The organism is Pseudoxanthomonas sp. UTMC 1351 (genome assembly GCF_040948865.1).
Lineage (GTDB): Bacteria > Pseudomonadota > Gammaproteobacteria > Xanthomonadales > Xanthomonadaceae > Pseudoxanthomonas_A.
This window is the reverse complement of record NZ_JAVGJT010000021.1, coordinates 53,638-73,108: the sequence shown is the minus strand read 5'-3', so window position 1 is coordinate 73,108 and position 19,471 is coordinate 53,638. Positions and strand designations below refer to the sequence as shown.

Genomic DNA, 19,471 nt, shown 5'->3' with positions numbered 1-19,471 from the left:
TTGAACTCATCGGTGTACCGCTTCGTGCTCATAACCACCTCCGCCTAAGCCATAGTTTATGGCTGCGAGGTGTCTACGAAACCCGGGGCGATTCATGCTGTGATCCGCTTTATTCTTAGATCGAGGCAAATGACTCGACGCTACCGGAATAATTATTCAGCCGTAATGTCAAAGACCTTCGGTCGCGGAATATTCGAGTATCGGTAAAGCAACACGTGCTTGTCTGAAGAACATCGTATATGCGCGATGGGTGCCGATGAAACTTGCTTCTACTAGATATCTTATAACGTACTAAATCTCCATTCTGTTAGCGCTAACTGCTGGCCTGCACGATGCTTTGACCGTGCTTATCCCATAGTTGCGCGACGCGCGCATACTTCATTCTTCATCCATGTGCGCGTGATCGATCGCACGAAAATCATTACTGGATGCTAGCGCTCGTTTCACTCGGTGGTCCGGTTTTGCGCAAGAGTTGACTATGTTTTGTTGCTTTTTGGTAGATTGCAGCCGTGGCTAGTCCGCCATGAAAACCGGTACTGCAGAGTGAGCATTCAATCCGATTCGCGCGAAAACGTTTACATGAATCTGGCGTCAGGTAACTCGCCACGGACGCGACCGCATGTGGATCTCTGCAAACGTGGCGAAATGCGTGCCGAGCGCTTTCTCGACGCAGCTACCGAAGTGTTTGCCGAAAAGGGATATCAGCATGCACGGCTTAGCGAGATCGTCGCTCGGGCGGGTGGCTCCCTGGCCACGCTCTACCGAATCTTCGGCGACAAGGAAGGCCTGGCTCACGCCATTATCGAAAGACGCCTGAAAGCCCATACCGCGCTGCTAGAAGACATGAACCTGTCCGGCCTGCCGCCAGAGCAGGCACTACGCCGCGTCGCCATCCGCTTGGCCCGCATCATGGCGCAGGCCGAATCCCAAGTGGTCTATCGCATCGTGATCGGTGAAGGTCAGTCCTTCCCTACCCTGCGTGACTGGTTCTTCGAAACGGCCGTCACCACCGCACGCAAGACACTGACCGATTACTTCCAGCAGGAAGTGGATGCCGGCCGATTGCAGCTGGCATCGCCTAAAGCGGCTGCCGCCCAGTTCTATATGAGTCTGTTTGGCGACCAGATCGTCCGGTTGGCCAGCGGCAACACCAATATCCCGGACCCGGAAACATTGGAAAGCCGCGCACTGGCCGCTGTGGATCTGTTCCTGCATGGGGCTTTGCCACGCTGAGCGATGAGCGGGCGACTGGCCCTCATGATTCTGCCTTAGGCCGGTAGGAGCGCCGTCTCGGCGCGAGCTCTTACTGTCAGGCCGCGATAACAGCGAGGAGCTCGCGGCGGGACGCCGCTCCTACGAAGGCAGGCGGCGCGACTATCGTTCGACAACGGTTTTCATTTACCAATCACATCGTCGTCAGTAGCCTCCGGCTCATCACTGCCAGGAGAACGGTCATGCCCCGCGGCGACAAATCTGCTTACACCGACAAGCAGGAACGGCAGGCCGAACACATCGAAGAGAGCGAGAGAGAACAGGGTCGTTCGGAAGAAGACGCCGAGCGCATCGCGTGGGCCACCGTCAACAAGCAGGACGGCGGCGGCAAGCGTTCCGGTTCCGGCAAGAAGGCTGGCAAGAAGGCTGCGAAGAAGTCAACTAAGAAAGCTACAAAGAAGGCTACGAAGAAAGCCGCCAAGAAGTCGACTAAGAAGGCCGCTAAAACGTCGTCCCGGAAAGGCACGTCAAAGAAGGCCGCAAAGAAGACCGCCACCAAGAAGGCCACCAAGAGGCGCGCAAGCAAGAAATCGGCCGCGAAAAAGGCTCCTGCGAAGAAATCTGCCAGGAAGAAAACCGCTGGCCGAAAATCGGCGGCGAAGAAGTCTGCGGCTAAGAAGAAAGCGAGTTAGTGCGGAATTCGCCCGGGAGGATCTCTGTTTGCTAGCTTGACGCGGGACCAGGCTTGTTCAAATTCAGGACTGGCTCCCGAATGCCACGGCGGAAAGCAGCGGAGCAAGCTCCGCTCTACGTCAATTCGGACAACATTTGTGGCGCTCGGCGCGCTTGGTTCTTACACTGGTACAAACTCAGCGCACACCCGGCCACCAGCCGCGGCCTGTCATCGCGTAGCGGTCCGCCGCGCGTTCGAACGGATTGCGCACGCTGACGCCGCCGCACAGCAGGTACACCGGCAGGAACAGCGGCCCCAGCGCCATGTATTGGTAGACATGCGCGCGTTCGTGGTCGCCAAGCCGGATGGGCGGGTGCTGGCAGCGACCAGCGCGGTGTTCGTAGGTGATGCAGTCCGTATCCAGCGAGTCGCCGGTATGCAGGATGGTGTTGCCGAAGGTGATCGCTCCGCCCGGCCCCCACGGCCAGTGGTGAAATACCAGCGCCCAATCGCGGCTGCTCCAATGCGCCTTTGCCCCAAACGCCAGTCCCGCGGCGCCGGCGACCAGCCCGATCAACGAGTTGGGCAACGTCCACAGTGCGCCCAAACCGCGCGCCAGCCACAGCCAGGATAGCGGCGTATGGGTGGGCATCAATCCGCTTCGTTGGGCATCAACAGCCAAAGGATCAGGTAGACCAGGATGCCCGGAAATGCGGCCGAAGCTATTGAGACGATCACGAAGACGATCCGCAGCAGCGTGGAATTCCAGCCCAGGCGATGGGCGATGCCGCCTATCACGCCGGCGATCATGCGGTCGTTCAACGAACGGGCGAATGGCTTCTTGATTTCGTTCATGGATTAGGGCCTGTTAACGCTATGGGGATAGGTCACGTTGCTTCCCCGCTTTGCCAGGGGCTTGTGCATGGCGTAGCGGCAGGCTGGCCGCCTGTTCAAGCCACGCGCAAGTTCCTGGCAAAGCGGGGAAGCAACCCGAAGGGCCGCAACCCAGTGCGCACGGGACTGCGTCATCACTCGGGCATGTATCGGCATACATTTCCTCATTCTTCCTTGCCCGCACGCACTGGATTGCGGCGTGGCCTATCCCCATAGCGTTAACAGGCCCTAACTCCCCACAGTCGTCTAGCCGGAGTCTAGCGCGTCAGCGCGGCGGCGCGCCTGAACCGCGCAATCGTCGCAGTTGTGCCTGGAACCAGGACGCCGAGGATTGCTCGGCTTCCCCTGGACAGCGCACCCGGTACTCGCGGCCGCTCATGCTGCTCTGGCTGGCGGCGCGTTCGATGAACTGCTCGGCGGTGTTCGCTAGATTCTTCTTCAGCAGATAATCGTACTTGCGCTGCAGATGCGATCTGGCATCGGTGGCGTCATACCATTTCCCATTGCGTTGGAATTTGCATTGCGAAACGGACAGTGCGGCGATCAGAGCATCTATTTCCTGGTTGGCTTTTGGCGAGGGTGTTGCCAACGAGATAGCGGGTGCGAACAGACCGAGGATAACCAGGAGAAATGTTGTGGGTGATGCCTTCATGCTATTCCTCCGCGTTGCGTGCCCATCGTAGCGGTCGTCGCTCATCCGAGTCGACGCGGTTTGAGGTAGGAGCGCCGTCCCGGCGCTCGATTTCTTTGTTGGAGTCGCGCTGGCGCAGGTGATCGCGACCGCAGGCATCAACGTCGCGACTCACGTCGCTCCCACAAGGAGGCCGCAAACGGTTCAGCGCGAACGCTTGCTCAACCACTCGTGGATGGCGGTGGGAACCTCGCGTTGGGCGCGGCTGGAAACGTAGATGCCGATATGGCCGCCCTTGAAACTCAGCTCGGTGTAGTCGTTAGTGCCGGCCAAATCACGCAGTGCGCGCGAGGCATTCGGCGGCACCAGGTGGTCTTGTTCAGCGTAGATATTCAACACCGGCATATCGACATCGCTTAAATCGACCGGACGGCCGCCGATGTCGATGCCACCGTTGATAAAGCCGTTGCCTTGATAGAACTGCTTGATGAACTGGCGGAAGGCTTCGCCGGCCAAATCGGGCGAGTCGAAGATCCATTTCTCCATCCGCAGGAAGTTTTCGATGGCCTGCTTGTCATCTAGGATGTCGATCAACCCGACGTATTTTTGCAGGTTCAGTCGGAACGGCTTCAGCATGAGGTAACACGCATTCATCATGTCGGCCGGCACATTGCCCAGCGTATCGACGAACAAATCCACATCCATCTCGCGCGTCCAATGCGACAGCATGTTATCCGGCGTGTGGAAATCCACCGGCGTCACCATGGTGATCAGGTTCTTGACCTTGTCCGCGTGCAACGCCGAATAGCACAACGTAAATGTCCCGCCCTGGCAGACGCCGAGCAGATTGATGGCATCCACGTCATGGGCTTGGCGAAGATGGTCCACTGCGCCGTCAATGAACCGCTCGATGTAATCCTCCAGATCGAGAAAACGGTCGGAGCGGTCCGGATAACCCCAGTCGATGATGTAGACGTCTTCGCCACGGGCCAAAAGACCTTTCACCAGTGAGCGATCGTCCTGCAGATCCACCATGTAGGGGCGGTTGACCAGTGCGTACACGATCATGAGCGGTACTTTGGCCGTGGGCGCTTTTTCGCCGACAAAGCGATACAGAACGGTCTTGCCGTCGCGCCAGACTTCCTGCTTGTGGCTGGCACCGAAATGCACCTCTTCCACTTCCGGCAGTGTGCGCAGTCCGGCGGACAGCTTCTGCTGCATCGCCAGCGCTTCCAGCGCCAGCCCATCGGGAGTGATGTCCAAGGGTCCCTTCATTTGCGGCTACTGCGCTTGGCTTTGCTTTTCGCAGGTCGACTTTTTGTCGGCTCCCGCGGCTTCTCGACGTTACCGCCGGCTTTGGAATTGCGCCCCACCCACTCTTTCATCGACACGACTGCGGAAGACTGGGATGCCGTCTGCGAAGCAGCCGTCTTTGCCGGGGTCTTCGCCCCGCGTTTTGCGGATGCGGAGCGCTTCGCCGGGGGCGACTTGGCTGGTGTCTTGGTCACCGCTTTCGCCGCAGCTACGCGCTTCGTTGGCGGCTTCTTTGCGGGCGCAGCATGCTTCGCTGCTTTCTTGGCGGGACTTTTCTTCCTCGCTTTCTTGGTGTTCTTGTTGGGCGCGGCCTGCTTCTTTGTGGCGACAGCAGCACGCTTGGCGGCCATCTTGCGAGGTTCAGCGGGTTCCGCTGCTTGAACCGGCTTCGATGTGCGTGCTGATGCGGTTTGCGCCGCTGCGGAAGAAGCGGCTTTCGCCTGACCCGCGGTGACCCTGCGCAGCGCGCGTTCGAGTTCCACGATTTTGCGATGCGCCGAATCCACCTCGGTGCGCGTGGGCATGCCGAACAAACCACAGACCTGCTCCACCTCTTGCTGTACCGCCAGGCGCAGGCGCATCTGCGCGTTAGTCAGACCGCCATAGACTTTACGGAACTCCGGCGAGAGTGCCGCTTCGGCGTACGCTTGTTCGGCCGCGTCTATCCACTGGTCGAACAACGCACGCGCGCTGTCGAGTTGCCGGCCGAGCTCGGCACGTGCAGTCAGTTGTTCTTCGAAAATCTCGAAAGCACGCTGCGCGGCCTTCATCATCAGCGCGTTGTATTCGTTCTGCTGGTGCTGGCACTCCTGCTGCGCTTGCGCCAACTTCTGCCAACGCTCCTGGTGTTCGCGCGCCGGTCCGAAAGCCGGGAGGTGCATCCAGCGCGCGCCCTGATGCTGCATGGCGTCGAGATAGGGCTTGGCCTGTTCGATCCAGCCTTCCACACCATGCTGTCCGCTGCCTTGCATGGCGCGGAAAATATCGGCGAAAGGGTTGGCGCCACCATGCGCGCCGAGCGCCTGTCGCCACGCCTGGGTGATATCGGCGGGATTGTGATCGCGGCCGGCGAACTGCGCGGCAACCTGCTGCATCTGGCCGAACCAATCGCGAGCTTGCCGGCTGAAGCGTTCCACTGTGTCGTTGACCTGCGTGCTGCCTCCCGGCAGCAACTGCGACCACCCATCCACCATCTGCTGCCAGCCTGGGGACGAAGCAGAAGACGGCGTGCCGCCCATCGCGCCCTGCCGCAAGGCATCGCCCCAGAAATTCCAGTACTGCTTGGCCAGCGATTCGAAGTCGCCTGGCCACGATGGTGCGAAGTTCGCCATGTGGTCCTCCCGTCCCGGCCGATTTTAGCCGCGACGGACCGGCCGTGCATGACGCGGCGGGTTCAAGCGTTCATGGTTTGGGGATTCGCAGCGTCTTGCTGATCATCAAAGTGCCCGATACGGCGTAGAACAGCACCAGCGGGTGCAGCATCCACGGCCCCAGTTTGAGCGCTCCCAGCCATAAGGCCGGTCCGATATGTCCCAAATACGCCGCTGCCGCCAACACCATGACCAGCACCAGGCTGGTGGGAATGGGCGTGCCCTCGAAGTATTTCACCTTGTCGTCATCTCCCGACAGCGACTCGGCGGTGACGTTGTAGCGTGCCAGCCGGCTGACACCGCAGGCGACGAAGTAGGACAGCACCAGCCAATCCCACCCGCCCTGCATGCCGCAGGCATACGCCAGCGCAGCGGGTGCCACCCCGAACGAAATGACGTCGGCCAGCGAATCCAACTCCCGGCCCAACACCGACGACTGGTTGCGCCAGCGTGCCACCCGTCCGTCCAGCGCGTCGAAAATGAAGGCCAGCGGGATCAGCGCCATGCCAATCATCAGGTCGCGCACGATGCCTTCCTGCAGGAACCGCATCGACGCGAAGACCGCGCCCGTGCCGCAGAAAGCATTGGCCAGCGTGAACCAGTCGGCCAACTGAAAGTCGCGGATCATCGAGAAATGGCGGGACATGGCTCAGGCACCCAACGGACAGACTGTCAGAGTAAGCCCAGGTGTCGTGGATGTCGCGTATCCGAAACAACCTTGTAGGAGCGGTCTCCGGCCGCGAGCTTTTTCGCTACCGCGGAATCGCCAGTTGCGCCGCTTCCAGCTGGCCGGTGCCGCGAGGTTTGGCGTCGATCACCGCATCCGTCGGTAGCGCGGCCTTGCCATCCAGTAGCGCATCCACGCGGTCCAGCGCGGCGTACACGTAGGGCAGCAACGGCACGTAGCGCGCGCCATAGGCCGGCAGCGCCAGGAAACCATCGAAGTGCTGGGCATTGCGCACCTGCCAGTAGCGGACATCGCGGCCGGCGGCCCGGGCCTGCGCAACGTACGGAACACTGGTGAAAGCCGGTGGAATCAGGCCATCGTCGGTGCCGTGGATCACCACCACCGGCAGCCCGGGGCGCGGCAACCCAGCGCGGGTCTCGGCGATTCCGCTCTGCACCCGTTTTGCGGCCTCGCTATCGCCCGTCTGCAACTCACGCAGGCATTGCAGCGCTGGGAAAGTGAAATCGGGTGGTGCCAGTTTGGTGTCGACAATGCCTACACCCGAACCGGGCGGAATGCCGCTGCCATCGGACCACCAGGCGGCTCGCTCCGCGCCGGTCGCCTGGCGCTCGCTGAAATCGGCCTTTTGTGCGGCAAAGGCATAGCCGCACGGATGTTCGCCAACACCGTATCGCCCGTAGGCGGAGGCATAGGTCACCGCGACCGCGCGCCACAGATCGAATCCGACACTCAGCGCGCCGGCGGTGAGTGCGGCGTCCGTCCAACCGCTGCCACGTAGTTGCTGGTAAGCGGAGTGCGCCTGAGCCTGGATTGTGTCTCCTTCAACCAATCCCGCCATTCTTAGCGTGGCACAGCGGGCGGCCCACAGCGGCTCAGCCTGTGCACGCAAGGGCGGCTGCGGCAGGCTGGCGGCCGGCAGGTGCAGCAACGCGCAAGGCATCAGCAGGGCTGCCTCGGTGGTGTAGTCGTAAAGCGAGCGAGCGCCTGGTCCCTGGGCCAGGACGTTCGGTTCACCCGCGACTACGGCGTCCAGCCAATTTTTTTCCGCGCCTGTACCGTCCAGTTCCGCCGCGCGCAACACCGCGCCACCGCCGTTGGAGATGCCCACCGCGATAACGCGAGTGTTGTCGAATCGGAACGGCGTTACCTGTGGGAATGCCTGGTTCAGTGCCGAAAGCGCGAACTCCGCGGCCTGCTTCACGTGCCGTCCCCAATCGGCTTCCGGATTGTCCTGGGAATGCGCGTGCTTGACGGCAACGCCGCTGGCGGCCACCGGCGCGTCGGGCGTGAACGCCAGCTCGGCCTCGCCCAATGCGCCCACGGTGCCATCCTCTCGCGGCGCCTGTTGCGCATCCAGATCGAAGTAGTCGGTGCCAGCGCCCTTGTCCGTGTAGGCTACCGCGCAGCCCTTGGGCAGCGCCCACGGCGCGGCCACCGCGATCGCGCCGTAGACGCCACGCGAACCAGATGACGCGGCGACTACCACGCAGCGCTTTTTTTGATCGAAATTGTCCGGCACCTGGACCAGCACCCGGTGTGGCTGTCGAGCGTCCGGCAGCTTTGCCAGCGCGGAGAACTCGCGTCCGTGGATGGATGCCAGGTTGCCATAGGCTTCGCCATAGCGGCCGGTGGGCGACAGATCGGCGATGCCCCGCCAGTTGTTCCAGATCGCCCGGCGGCGCAGTTCCTGCGGAGTGGGTGTGGCGGCATCGGCGAATGCCGGCGGCGCCATCGCGCGCAAACCATCCAGCCCCAGGCCTGCGGTCAACAGGTCGTCGCTGCCACGGTGCTCGCTGATGCGCTGCGGTTCGATCATGGCAGCCGCAGCCGGCGTCTGCCGTCCACCGCCGCTGCTGCAACCCGCCAGCACGATCCCAAACAACAACGCAGATGGCAGTCGTAGCATTCCGTTTCGCCCAAGGTTCCGGTCAGTGACATGAAACTACCCGCTTGTTCAATCGCCGTCATCGTACTTTGGTACACCGATGCCGACACGGCGACTTGCTACGCTAGCGCCCAGATCCCGTCGTCGTAAGGTTCCCCGCATATGCAGACGCACACTTTCCTGATCACCGGCGCGGCCAGCGGCATCGGCGCCGGCATTGCCGCGCAGTTGGCCGAAGCGGGCCATCACGTCATCGTCAGCGACCTCAACGGCGAGGCTGCCGAAACGGTCGCGTCGCAAATCCGCACGGATGGCGGTTCGGCCGAAGCGGTGGCTTTGGACGTGACCTCCGAAAACAGCGTTGCCGCCGCGCTCGCCTCGATTTCGCGGCCGGTCGATGTGCTGGTCAACAACGCCGGTCTGCAGCATGTCGCGCCGCTGGAAGACTTTCCCATGCAGAAGTGGGATTTCCTGGTGGAAGTAATGCTGGTCGGCGTGGCCCGGCTGACCCGCGCGGTGCTGCCGGGCATGCGCGAACGCGGTTTCGGCCGCATCATCAACATCGGCAGCATCCACGCACTGGTCGCCAGTCCCTTCAAGAGCGCGTACGTAGCGGCCAAGCACGGCCTGGTGGGGTTCTCCAAGGTGGTGGCGCTGGAAACCGCCGACACCGACATCACCATCAACACCGTCTGCCCCAGCTACGTAAAGACGCCACTGGTGGACAAACAGATTGCCGACCAGGCCCGCACACGCGGCATTCCGGAATCGGAAGTGGTCAGCCAGATCATGCTCAAGCCGATGCCCAAGGGCGTCTTCATCGAAATGGACGAACTGACCGGCATCACTGCGTTCCTCTCCTCCCCCGCTGCGCGCAACATCACCGGCCAGACGATCGTGGTGGATGGTGGGTGGACGGTGCAGTGAGTGGAAGCAGGAGCGGGAACGGGGGAACAGGGAACGGGGAATGAAAACTCATCGCCGTCGTCGTTTTTTATGTTGCGTCAGCAAAGTCCAAGACGGTCAAGTCACGACACACTTTCATTCCCTGTTCCCTGTTCCCTGTTCCCTGTTCCCGGCTCAGATCGCAGCACACTCCCATTCTCTGTTCCCCATTCCCCGTTCCCGGCTTTCCAACCATGCCCACCCTGCTGATCGCCGATGACCATCCGTTGTTCCGGGCTGCGCTGCGCGGTGCGGCCAGCGATGCGGTGGCGCAATTGTCGGTGCTGGAAGCCGAATCATTGGACGGCGTGCTGGCTGCGCTGGAAGCGCACGATGACATTGACCTGGTGCTGCTGGATCTGCATATGCCAGGCAATCATGGTTTGGCGGGACTGGCGGCGATCCGGGCGCAGTTTCCGGCGGTGGCGGTCGTGGTGGTGTCAGCCAATGACGATCCGCGCGTGGTACGGCGTGCATTGGATCATGGCGCTGCTGGATATCTGCCCAAGAGCGCCGGCCTGGACGAGTTGCGCGATGCCATCCGCAGTGTGCTGGCCTGCGAGCAGTGGCTGCCGGCATCGTTACGCGCGTCGGTGGCGCGTTCGCAGTCGTCGCAGCACGACGCCGATCTCGCGGCCCGTCTGGCGAGCCTGTCGCCGCAGCAGTTCCGCGTGCTGACTCTGGTGGCTCAAGGATTGCTCAACAAACAGATCGCCGATCGTCTGGACGTGCAGGAGCGAACGGTGAAAGCGCATCTGTCGGCGATTTTCGACCGCCTCGGCGTGCGCAACCGCACCCAGGCCAGCGTGGTGCTGCGCGAGCTGGAGCTTTCTGATCCGGCACGCCATCTCGAAAGCTAGCGCGCTTAAAAACCAACTTTGTAGGAGCGGCGTCCTGGGTCCGTCATTTGCGGCGAGATCAAAAAAAGACTGGTCATTTTTTAGCCAACTACCTTGACAGGCCTGCCCTGCAAGGACGTTGCAGACTTATCCACATGTTTGTCGGTAAAGCATCCACACCTTCTGTGGACAACGACGGAGACGTGGCATCTCCTCCATTTCGCGAAAGCAAAAATAGATTGGCCAATTTTTAGCCATTCCTCTTGACACGCTTGCGGCGTAAGGTGCGCACGCGGTTATCCACACCTTTGCCCAACATTCGTCCACACCCTCTGTGGAGAAGCGCAGTCGTCAACCGTCCTCATCGGGACAAATGAGCGGTTACAACCATCCACCTTGTAGGAGCGGCGTCCCCGCCGCGAGCTCTTCCTGTCAGATCGCGATGGAAACGGAGGCTATCGAAGCTGCTTGTTCCCCATCTAGACGCGCTGCGGCGCGCTTTTGATCACGGGCACTGAGAAGCTACCGAGGCGCGGAGCGGCGTCCCGCCGCGAGCTCTTCCTGCCATATGGCGATAAACGAAGAGCGGCTAAAGCCTGCTGTTCGCCATCTGGACGCGCTGCGGCGCGCTTTTGATCACGCGCACTGAGAAGCTACCGAGGCGCGGAGCGGCGTCCCGCCGCGAGCTCTTTCTGTCGGATCGCGATAGAAACGAAGAGCTGGCGCCGAGACGACGCTCCTATAGAAAAGGCGTTTCGCTATATCCGCGAATACGACCAGGACACCATACGGCCTTCGCGATACGGCATGACGCCGTGGAAAGCACGCGGATCTTCATCGAACACCAATGGCAGAAAGTGCCGGTCGCCATCCCACAGCGGCAGTTCCATGATCTTTTCCACAGGCACCCATTCCAGCGTGCCTTCCGGGTTGCTGGTGTAGGGCGTGCCGGAATAAGCGGTGACGACAAAGATGAAACCCAGCCAGTCTTCGCCGCGCTTACCGAAGCCCGGCCAGCTGATGGTGCCGCGCAGGCTGAGGGCGTCGCATTCGATACCCGCTTCCTCGTGTATCTCGCGGCGCATGCCGGCCACCACATCCTCGTCCGCTTCGATCTTGCCGCCCAGGCCGTTGTATTTGCCCAGATGCTGATCGTCGGGCCGCGCATTGCGATGGACCAACAGCACCTGCGAACGGTCGGGCGATAACACATAACCCAGGGTGGCGACGATGGGGGTGTAAGGCATCAGCGTGTCTTTGGCGAATCCTGGGGAATTCTACGCGATGGCAATACTCCCGTAGGAGCGCCGTCTCGGCGCGTGCTCTTTCCGTCAGATGGCGATAGAAGCGAAGAGCTCGCGCCGAGGACGGCGCTCCGCGTCCCCGTAGCCGATCAGTGAACGTGATCAAGAACGCGCCGCAGCGCGTCCAGATGGGGAACGGCAGGCTCAGTCGCTCTCGATTATCGCCATCTGACGGGAAAAGCTCGCGCCGAGACGGCGCTCCTACAAAAGCAAAGGCCGCTCCTACAAAAGCAGGGCCGCTCCTACATACGAACTAGGGCTATGAAACCACCAGCCGCGCCGCCAGCAAACGGTCCATCACGGACTTCAGTGCTAGCGGTCGTATCGGCTTGGGCAGTAGCGAGAGTTCCGCGTCGTGCACGGCGCGCCGCACGGCTTCGGTCTGATCGGCGGTCAGGATCAAACATGGCCGTGCGCCGAAACGTCGCGATAGGCGCTGCATCAGCTGTACGCCGGTGTCCCCATCGTCCAGGTGATAATCGAACAACCACAGGTCAGCCGCACGCAGCGATAGCGCAGCTTCGGCCTGATCGCCGTCGGTGGCTGTCGATACTTGGCAGCCCCAGCCTTCCAGTACCTGGGTCAGGGCCGACAGTGCAATAGGATCATTGTCCACTGCCATAACGTGGCGGCCGCTAATGCCCAGTTTGATCGTTGCCGCGGACAGTTTGGCCACGGGCGCTGCGACCATCGGCAGTTCCACCGCAAATGCCGAGCCCCGCCCCACGCGACTGCGCAGTGAAAGTGGCGCTTCCAGCAGATGTGCAATACGTTCCGCGATCGACAAGCCAAGCCCCAGCCCCTGCCCGCCCACATCTTCGCCGCGGCGGAATTCCTGGAAGATCACTTGTTGTTCGGCTACGCGGATGCCGGGACCAGTGTCCAGTACTTCCACCCGCAATCGATCGCCGCCCAATCGGCGAACACCCAGCAGCATGCGACCTTGTTCGGTATATCGCACCGCGTTCGCGAGGAAGTTCTGCAGAATGCGGCGCAACAGTTGCGGATCCGATCGAGTCCAAGCGCGCGTCGGCACAACCACGAACTCCAGTCCGCGTTCGTCCGCCAGCATGCGGAACTCCGACGCCAGTGGCTCCAGCACTTCGGCCAAGGGAAAATCGCGCAGTTCCGGCACCAGACCGCCGGCTTCCAGTCGCGACATATCCAGCAGACCGGTGAGCAGATCGGTGGTGGAATCCAGCGCGCCGCGAATCTGGTCCACTGACTCACGCTGCTGGCGATCCTGCAACTGCTGCGTCAGCGCATCGGTGAACAGATGCGCCGCGTGCAGCGGCTGCAATAGATCGTGGCCGATGGCGGTCAGGAAGCGGCTCTTGGCGTCGTTGGCGTGCTCGGCCTCGCGTTTGGCGGTTTCCAGCAGCACGGTGCGGTCGGCGACGCGTTGTTCCAACGTTTCATTGGCTTGCTTCAAGGCTTGCTCGGCGCGACGCGATGCGCTGACATCGGTGTAGGTGGCGACAAAGCCGCCGCCCGGCATTGGATTGCCACGTATCTCGACAATGCTGCCGTCGGGGAACACGCGTTCGGTCAGGTGCGGCGTGCCTGCCCGCATGAAGGCCAAACGCCGTTCCAGCGCGCGTTCGTCGTGTCCACGGTGCGGCATGCGTTGCAATGCCCAGCGCGTGAGGTCGGCGATGGGACGGCCCACCTGCAGAAGTTCGTCGGGAAATCCGAACATCTCCGCATAGCGGCGATTCCATGCGACCAGCCGCTGCTCTCGATCGACCACGCTGATGCCTTGGCTCATGTTCTGCAGTGCCGCTTCCAGCACCTGCTGATTGAAGCGCAGGTCCTGCGAGACTTCGCCGACGATGGCGGCGACCGTTTCCAGGTCGCCGCTTTCTCGACGCGCCGCATCCATCAGCAGCCGTGCCGACGCCGAACCCAGCACGGCCGACAGTTCGCGTTCCAATCGCGCTTCAATGGCAGATGGCACCGGACCACTGCGCGGCGCATCCACCAAAAGTTCTTCAACGCGCTCCCGCGGCAGGAACCGGCGTCCGGCATCGCGCAGCGTCTGCGCATCGAAACCGCGACTGTCGTGGCCGCGTGGCGCATGCCCTCGCCAGGCCGCGACCAGCAGCGTCACTGCCGTACCGATAAACAGACTGACGCCGACCGCGCGCCCCAGGCGGCTCCACCCGGTCAATCCAAAAAAGCCATCGGGCGCCAACATCGCGATGCCAAATGGACCTTCCTGCAGCCACTGCGGTGCGATACCACGCGCATCCATGGTCACCGGCAACAGCAGCAACCATGCCCAAACGATAAAGCTCGCCGCAATTCCGGCGATCACCGCGCGTGGCGGCGTCTGCGGGCGCCAGATGGCGAAGCCCAGCGCGGGCGCCAACGTCGCCAAAGCGGAGAACGACACCGCACCTACGTCCGCCAGCGCGTCGTTGCCGGCGATCAGGCGGCTGTAGGCCCAAGCCAGCAACATCACCGCCGCGATACCGACACGGCGCTGCGTCAGCACCACGCCGCGCAGATCTCCACCGCGGCTGCGCAACCAACCGCCGCGCAATAGTCCGGGTGCCAGCCAATGATTGCCGATCATCAAGCTGAGCGTCAGCGTGCTGACCACCACCATGCCGGTGGCAGCGCTCAGTCCGCCCAGGAAAGCGAGCAGCGCCAGCCCTTCATGTCCTTGCGCCAGCGGCAGCGCCAGCACATACAAATCCGACGGCACGTCATCGCCGAACATCGCACCGCCCGCGCGCGCCAAGGGCAGCAACGGTAGCGCCATCAGCACCATGTAAAGCGGAAACAGCCAGCGCGCGGTGCGCACATGCTGCTCATCGCGGCACTCGACCACGCCGACGTGGATCTGATGCGGCAAGGTGAACATCGCCAGCACACCCAGCACCACCAGCGGCATGAAGCCGTATGTCGTTGAAGGGGCGATGGGTGTAGGTGGCTTGGGCGGCAGGTCCGGCAGCCCAAACCAGACGAACACGCCCAGCGACAGCATCGCTGCCAGCTTGAACAGCGATTCGAAGGCCATCGCGAGCACCAGCCCGCGGTTGTGCTCCGCTGCACTGGCACGACGCGTGCCGAACAGCATGGCGAACAACGCCATCGCTATCGCCACGTACAAAGCGCTGTCCTGCCAGGCTGGCAGGTTGTCGCTGCCTTCGGAGCTGGTAAGCAGCGCAAAGCTCATTGCCACCGCTTTCAGCTGCAGCGCGATATACGGAATCAGTCCCAGCGCGGCAACCAGGGTAACGGTCGCCGCCAGCCAGCCATCCTTGCCCAAACGCGTGGCGATCAGATCAGCCAGCGAAGTGGCGTTGGATTCGCGCGCCATCCGCACCAGTCGGACCAGCAGAAAAGCACCGAACGCGTACAGCAGGATGGTGCCGACGAAAGTGGGCGGCAGCGGCCAGCCATAGCGTGCGGCCTGCGTCACCGTGCCGAAAAAAGTCCAGGACGTGCAGTACACCGCCAGCGACAAGGCGTAGACATAAGGCCACTGAATTGCCAGCACGCGCGGATGCCGCTCGGCATACAGAGCCGAGCCGAACAGCAGGCCCAGCCATAACAACGCCGCCAGCACGACGATGCCGACGCTTAACATGTGGCACCCGTAGCGTGCGCTGTTCGCACGGTCATTCGCTCCTGCTCCTGCATACCATGCACGCTACCCGGAGACCCGAAGCACTCCTGCGAAAAGCAAATCCCCCACGCAGCGCCAAGGCGCTGCGTTGGCAACGCGGGCGACGGGGGATTTGCTTTTCGCGACCACGCCATGGCGCGAGCATAACGCAGCAGCGGCGGACTTCCGCCCGCCGCTGCTGCGTTTCCTATCCGACGGCCCAACCCGCTCAGAAGTTGTAACGGGCCGTCAGCGTGTACTGGCGCGGCGGACCATAGAAGCCGGTCAGCACGCCGTACGAGGCGATGTTGTAGCCGGTGGTGCGGTATTCCTCGTCGGCCAGGTTGGTGCCCTGCAGCGAGAACGTCCAGGCGTCGTTGGCTTGCCAGATCACGCCCGCACTGATCAATCCGTAGCCATCCTGTTTGATCGCCGGGCTGAGGTCGGTGGTGGGCCAGACTTCCGATTGGTAGGAATAGCCGACGCGCGCCGACAGATCGCCGCCGTTGGCCAGGTCGGTGCGGTATTCCACGTTCAGCGCGCCGGAGAATTCCGGGGCGTTGGTGAATTCCTGCGTGTCGGCAACGTTGACTCCGGCGGTCATGAATTCGTCGTACTGCGCATCCAGCCACGCCAGGTTGCCGCTGATCAGCCAGTTCTGCGTGGGCAGGAACTGGTATTCGACTTCCAGGCCCTGCACGGTGCCCTTGCCGGCGTTGGTGAAATCGCCGAAGAAGCTCTGGCTACCATTAGGCAACGTGTACGAGGTGAACACCGACAACTGGATGTCTTCGTACTTGTTGTAGAAGTACGCCAGGTTCAAGAACATCCGCTGATCCAGGAACGACATCTTGCTGCCGATCTCGTAGCTGTCGACCTTCTCGTCATCGAACGGTTCGCCCGAACGCGGCACCGCGGTGGTGTTGGCGCGGATGTTGTAGCCGCCCGATTTGAAGCCTCGCGAAGCCAGCCCATAGACCATGATGTCCGGGGTGACCTGATAATCCAGCGAGACCTTCGGCGAGACGTTCTTGAAGTTGACCGTCTTATCGAAATTGGCCGCCGTGCCCCACGACGTGTCATAGCTCAGATCGGTGTAGAAGCGATTCAGTGCGACGGCGTGCTTGTCTTCATCGGTATAGCGCGCGCCGACGTCCAGCTTGAGGCGGTCAGTCAGGTCGAAGGTCCAGTCGGCGTAGGCGGCGATGCTTTTGGTGTTGACGTAGCCCTGGGTGTCGCCGAACAACGGGTTGGTCAGGCCAGTGGCCAGCAGTGGGTTGTAAAAGTGGTTCAGCACCTGGCCGCCGGCGTCGCCATTGAACCAGAACACGCCCATCACGCCGCGAGCGCGGCCACCGCCGTCGAAGTTGGCCTGCAGTTCCTGGCTGACCTGGCTGTCGCTATAGAAAGCCCGTACGTCCACCAGCGTCAGCGGTGTGGTGTCGAAATCGATGTTCGTCTCGGTGTCGGATTCGCGCTTGGCGATGACGTACTTGAACGCCCAGTCCTCGCTCGCGCGCCAGTTCACCGCGGCGGAAGCACCTTTCATCTCGGTGTCGTTGATGTTCTTCATGCCGCTGCGGATGTCGTAGCGGTTGTCGGTTGGCGGATACGCCGGCGCCAGCGGACTTGGCGCCAGCATCTTGGCGCCACGCACGCCGGACTGGTCGTCCATCCAATCCACTGCGAACTGCACATCGAAATCGTCGCCGGCATAGGCACCCAGTTGGAAGCGTGCGGCGTTGATTTCCTTGTCGCTGACGTCCTGACCGGTAAAGGTGTTTTCGCCGAAGCCATCGCGACTCATGCTGGCGACCGATACGCGCCCGCGCAAACCGCTATCGGCACCACCGATGGGACCACCCAATGCGGCCTTGGCATCCAGCTGGTTGTAGTTGCCAACCGTGATCGAAGCGAGGCCTTCCGTTTCTTTCGGCAGGCCACGCGAGATGTACTTGATGGCACCGCCGATGGTGTTCTTGCCGTACAGCGTTCCCTGCGGGCCGCGCAGTACTTCGATGCGACCGACGTCGAACACGTCCAGCAAGGCACCCTGCGGACGCGCGATGTAGACGTCGTCCAAATAGATGCCTACGCCCGGATCCACGCCCCACAGCGGATCGGCCTGGCCGACGCCGCGGATGTAGGCGGTCACGGTGCTGGTGGAACCGCGCGCCGCGTAGATGGTCAGGTTGGGCACCTGCGCATCCAGATCGGCCAAGTCTTCGATGTTCAACTTGTCCAGGGTTTCCGGCGTGAAGGCGGTCACCGCGACCGGTACGTCCTGCAGCGTCTCCTCGCGCTTGCGCGCGGTGACCGTAACCGCGTCCAGCGTGGTCGCTCTGCTAGCTGGCGTATCACTGGTTCCCACAGCGGTGTCCTGCGCCCACGCTGCTGGTGCCAGCAGTACACAACCGATCGCCAAGCTAAGGTGCTTGCGCTTCATAAGGTCTCCCCTCCTCCCGGGTACGACATTGCGGCGGCCAGATTGGCCGATTCGCCGCCAAGGCTAGTGACTGCCGCCACTGCGGACACTTGTACCTTCGTACAGTGGGCCTGCACCGCCTGCGCTGCCGATACTCGCCGCATCTTGAGCCAGGCGCGAGCCGGGGATCCGTTGATGTCTTTCCTGATTGTGCTGGCCGCGCTGTGCTTTTTGATGTTCGTGGCTTACCGCGGCTACAGCGTGATCCTGTTCGCGCCGGTCGCCGCGCTGGGCGCCGTGCTGCTGACCGATCCTTCGCTGGTCGCGCCGATGTTCACCGGTCTTTTCATGGACAAGATGGTGGGCTTCCTGAAGCTGTATTTCCCGGTGTTTTTGCTCGGCGCGGTGTTCGGCAAGCTGATCGAAATATCAGGCTTCTCCAAATCGATTGTCGCCGCCACCATCAAAGTGGTCGGTCGTCAGCGCGCCATGCTGTCCATCGTGCTGGTATGCGCGGTGCTGACCTATGGCGGCGTGTCGCTGTTCGTGGTGGTATTTGCGGTGTATCCGTTCGCGGCCGAACTGTTCCGCCAGAGCGACATCCCCAAGCGGCTGGTTCCCGGCACGATTGCGCTTGGCGCCTTTACCTTCACCATGGACGCGCTGCCGGGCACGCCGCAAATCCAGAACATCATTCCGACGTCGTTCTTCGGCACGACGGGCTGGGCCGCGCCGGTGCTGGGCTCGCTCGGAGGGATATTCATCCTGATCCTGGGCATGAGCTACCTGGAATGGCGCCGCCGCGTGGCATTGCGCGCTGGCGAGGGCTATGGCGATGAGAAAGACCTGCGTAACGAACCGGAGCTCTTTCGCGGCGACAAGCTGATCCATCCGCTGATCGCGATCCTGCCGCTGCTGCTGGTGGGCGTAGCGAATTTCGTCTTCACCCGCTGGATTCCCGGCTTCTACGGCGAAACCCAATCTTTCGTACCCGCGGTGATCGGCAGTCCTGCGCCGGTCGTGCAGGAGGTGTCGAAAGTGGCGGCTATCTGGGCGGTACAAGGCGCCTTGCTGGTCGGCATTCTGGCGGTGATGTTGTTCGCCTGGAAACCGGTCTTCGCCAGCTTCGCTGAAGGCACCAAAAGCGCCATCGGCGGCGCACTGCTGGCGTCGATGAACACCGCATCGGAATATGGATTTGGTGCGGTCATCGCCGCGCTGCCGGGGTTCCTGGTGGTCGCCAATGCCTTGCAGGCCATCCCTAATCCGCTGGTCAACGAAGCCATCTCAGTGACCGCGTTGGCCGGCATTACCGGTTCGGCGTCCGGCGGCATGAGCATCGCGCTGGCGGCGATGGCCGACAGCTTCATCGCCAACGCGCAGGCCACCGGCATCCCAATGGACGTGCTGCATCGCGTGGCCGCCATGGCTTCTGGCGGCATGGACACCCTGCCCCACAACGGCGCGGTCATCACTTTGCTGGCGGTCACGGGTCTGACGCACCGCCAGTCGTACAAGGACGTCTTCGCCATCACCCTGATCAAGACCGCGGCGGTGTTCGTGGTCATTGGTGTGTTCTATGCCACCGGATGGGTTTGACGGCAGGTCAGAGGTCAGAGGTCAGAGGTCAGGATGCTGCTTTACTTCCCCTTTTTAAAAAGGGGGATTGAGGGGG

General features: G+C 62.1%; 15 protein-coding genes. 5 read left to right on the top strand and 10 right to left on the bottom strand.

The annotated features are described in order from the left end of the window. Positions 1-579: 579 nt before the first annotated feature. Positions 580-1,233 (top strand): TetR/AcrR family transcriptional regulator, encoded by a 654-nt coding sequence (locus AB6O04_RS15265; protein ID WP_368564950.1) that lies wholly within the window; start codon positions 580-582, stop codon positions 1,231-1,233. Between the two features lie 221 nt (positions 1,234-1,454). Continuing rightward, the gene (locus AB6O04_RS15260; RefSeq protein WP_368564949.1) at positions 1,455-1,904 is read left to right on the top strand and encodes a hypothetical protein; all 450 of its coding nucleotides are present in this window, start codon (positions 1,455-1,457) and stop codon (positions 1,902-1,904) included. A gap of 177 nt (positions 1,905-2,081) precedes the next feature. Here AB6O04_RS15260 and AB6O04_RS15255 read toward each other — a convergent pair whose 3' ends face one another. The 7 genes from AB6O04_RS15255 to AB6O04_RS15225 form a co-directional block, all read right to left on the bottom strand. After that, positions 2,082-2,537: a hypothetical protein gene (locus tag AB6O04_RS15255; RefSeq protein ID WP_368564948.1), complete on the bottom strand. Its 456-nt coding sequence runs from the start codon at positions 2,535-2,537 to the stop codon at positions 2,082-2,084. Then, a complete protein-coding gene (locus AB6O04_RS15250) occupies positions 2,537-2,740 on the bottom strand; it encodes a PspC domain-containing protein (protein WP_368564947.1) in 204 nt (67 codons plus the stop codon). The genes AB6O04_RS15255 and AB6O04_RS15250 overlap by 1 nt, the downstream gene beginning before the upstream one ends. A 304-nt stretch (positions 2,741-3,044) precedes the next feature. Continuing rightward, entirely contained in the window at positions 3,045-3,431 is a 387-nt protein-coding gene (locus tag AB6O04_RS15245; RefSeq protein WP_368564946.1) for a DUF5329 domain-containing protein, read from the bottom strand. 183 nt (positions 3,432-3,614) lie between these two features. Continuing rightward, positions 3,615-4,685: a class III poly(R)-hydroxyalkanoic acid synthase subunit PhaC gene (locus AB6O04_RS15240; RefSeq protein ID WP_368564945.1), complete on the bottom strand. Its 1,071-nt coding sequence runs from the start codon at positions 4,683-4,685 to the stop codon at positions 3,615-3,617. Then, a complete protein-coding gene (phaE, locus tag AB6O04_RS15235) occupies positions 4,682-6,055 on the bottom strand; it encodes a class III poly(R)-hydroxyalkanoic acid synthase subunit PhaE (RefSeq protein ID WP_368564943.1) in 1,374 nt (457 codons plus the stop codon). The genes AB6O04_RS15240 and phaE overlap by 4 nt, the downstream gene beginning before the upstream one ends. A 70-nt stretch (positions 6,056-6,125) precedes the next feature. Continuing rightward, complete coding sequence (gene pssA, locus AB6O04_RS15230) at positions 6,126-6,740, bottom strand: CDP-diacylglycerol--serine O-phosphatidyltransferase (protein WP_368564942.1); 615 nt, start codon at positions 6,738-6,740, stop codon at positions 6,126-6,128. A 106-nt stretch (positions 6,741-6,846) separates the two neighbouring features. Then, positions 6,847-8,688, bottom strand: coding sequence for a 3-hydroxybutyrate oligomer hydrolase family protein (locus AB6O04_RS15225; protein ID WP_368564941.1), 1,842 nt, complete (start codon positions 8,686-8,688; stop codon positions 6,847-6,849). Between the two features lie 141 nt (positions 8,689-8,829). Here AB6O04_RS15225 and AB6O04_RS15220 point away from each other — a divergent pair, with 141 nt between their 5' ends. Then, positions 8,830-9,594: a 3-hydroxybutyrate dehydrogenase gene (locus AB6O04_RS15220; RefSeq protein ID WP_368564940.1), complete on the top strand. Its 765-nt coding sequence runs from the start codon at positions 8,830-8,832 to the stop codon at positions 9,592-9,594. 212 nt (positions 9,595-9,806) lie between these two features. Further along, positions 9,807-10,472: a response regulator gene (locus AB6O04_RS15215; protein ID WP_368564937.1), complete on the top strand. Its 666-nt coding sequence runs from the start codon at positions 9,807-9,809 to the stop codon at positions 10,470-10,472. A 737-nt stretch (positions 10,473-11,209) separates the two neighbouring features. Here AB6O04_RS15215 and AB6O04_RS15210 read toward each other — a convergent pair. The 3 genes from AB6O04_RS15210 to AB6O04_RS15200 all read right to left on the bottom strand — a co-directional run bounded on the left by AB6O04_RS15210 (position 11,210) and on the right by AB6O04_RS15200 (position 17,817). Further along, a complete protein-coding gene (locus AB6O04_RS15210) occupies positions 11,210-11,698 on the bottom strand; it encodes an NUDIX domain-containing protein (RefSeq protein WP_368564935.1) in 489 nt (162 codons plus the stop codon). Between the two features lie 316 nt (positions 11,699-12,014). Continuing rightward, positions 12,015-15,353 (bottom strand): PAS-domain containing protein, encoded by a 3,339-nt coding sequence (locus AB6O04_RS15205; RefSeq protein ID WP_368564934.1) that lies wholly within the window; start codon positions 15,351-15,353, stop codon positions 12,015-12,017. Positions 15,354-15,600: 247 nt separating this feature from the next. After that, positions 15,601-17,817 (bottom strand): TonB-dependent receptor, encoded by a 2,217-nt coding sequence (locus AB6O04_RS15200; RefSeq protein ID WP_368564932.1) that lies wholly within the window; start codon positions 17,815-17,817, stop codon positions 15,601-15,603. Between the two features lie 174 nt (positions 17,818-17,991). Between AB6O04_RS15200 and AB6O04_RS15195 the strand changes: the two genes are divergently transcribed. Next, the gene (locus AB6O04_RS15195) at positions 17,992-19,395 is read left to right on the top strand and encodes a GntP family permease (protein ID WP_368564931.1); all 1,404 of its coding nucleotides are present in this window, start codon (positions 17,992-17,994) and stop codon (positions 19,393-19,395) included. Positions 19,396-19,471: the final 76 nt, after the last annotated feature.

Bases quoted from the DNA above. Each gene is read 5' to 3' on its own strand.
- AB6O04_RS15265 (WP_368564950.1), top strand. From the start codon at position 580: ATGAATCTGGCGTCAGGTAACTCGCCACGGACGCGACCGCATGTGGAT.
- AB6O04_RS15260 (WP_368564949.1), top strand. From the start codon at position 1,455: ATGCCCCGCGGCGACAAATCTGCTTACACCGACAAGCAGGAACGGCAG.
- AB6O04_RS15255 (WP_368564948.1), bottom strand. From the start codon at position 2,537: ATGCCCACCCATACGCCGCTATCCTGGCTGTGGCTGGCGCGCGGTTTG.
- AB6O04_RS15250 (WP_368564947.1), bottom strand. From the start codon at position 2,740: ATGAACGAAATCAAGAAGCCATTCGCCCGTTCGTTGAACGACCGCATG.
- AB6O04_RS15245 (WP_368564946.1), bottom strand. From the start codon at position 3,431: ATGAAGGCATCACCCACAACATTTCTCCTGGTTATCCTCGGTCTGTTC.
- AB6O04_RS15240 (WP_368564945.1), bottom strand. From the start codon at position 4,685: ATGAAGGGACCCTTGGACATCACTCCCGATGGGCTGGCGCTGGAAGCG.
- phaE (WP_368564943.1), bottom strand. From the start codon at position 6,055: ATGGCGAACTTCGCACCATCGTGGCCAGGCGACTTCGAATCGCTGGCC.
- pssA (WP_368564942.1), bottom strand. From the start codon at position 6,740: ATGTCCCGCCATTTCTCGATGATCCGCGACTTTCAGTTGGCCGACTGG.
- AB6O04_RS15225 (WP_368564941.1), bottom strand. From the start codon at position 8,688: ATGCTACGACTGCCATCTGCGTTGTTGTTTGGGATCGTGCTGGCGGGT.
- AB6O04_RS15220 (WP_368564940.1), top strand. From the start codon at position 8,830: ATGCAGACGCACACTTTCCTGATCACCGGCGCGGCCAGCGGCATCGGC.
- AB6O04_RS15215 (WP_368564937.1), top strand. From the start codon at position 9,807: ATGCCCACCCTGCTGATCGCCGATGACCATCCGTTGTTCCGGGCTGCG.
- AB6O04_RS15210 (WP_368564935.1), bottom strand. From the start codon at position 11,698: ATGCCTTACACCCCCATCGTCGCCACCCTGGGTTATGTGTTATCGCCC.
- AB6O04_RS15205 (WP_368564934.1), bottom strand. From the start codon at position 15,353: ATGTTAAGCGTCGGCATCGTCGTGCTGGCGGCGTTGTTATGGCTGGGC.
- AB6O04_RS15200 (WP_368564932.1), bottom strand. From the start codon at position 17,817: ATGAAGCGCAAGCACCTTAGCTTGGCGATCGGTTGTGTACTGCTGGCA.
- AB6O04_RS15195 (WP_368564931.1), top strand. From the start codon at position 17,992: ATGTCTTTCCTGATTGTGCTGGCCGCGCTGTGCTTTTTGATGTTCGTG.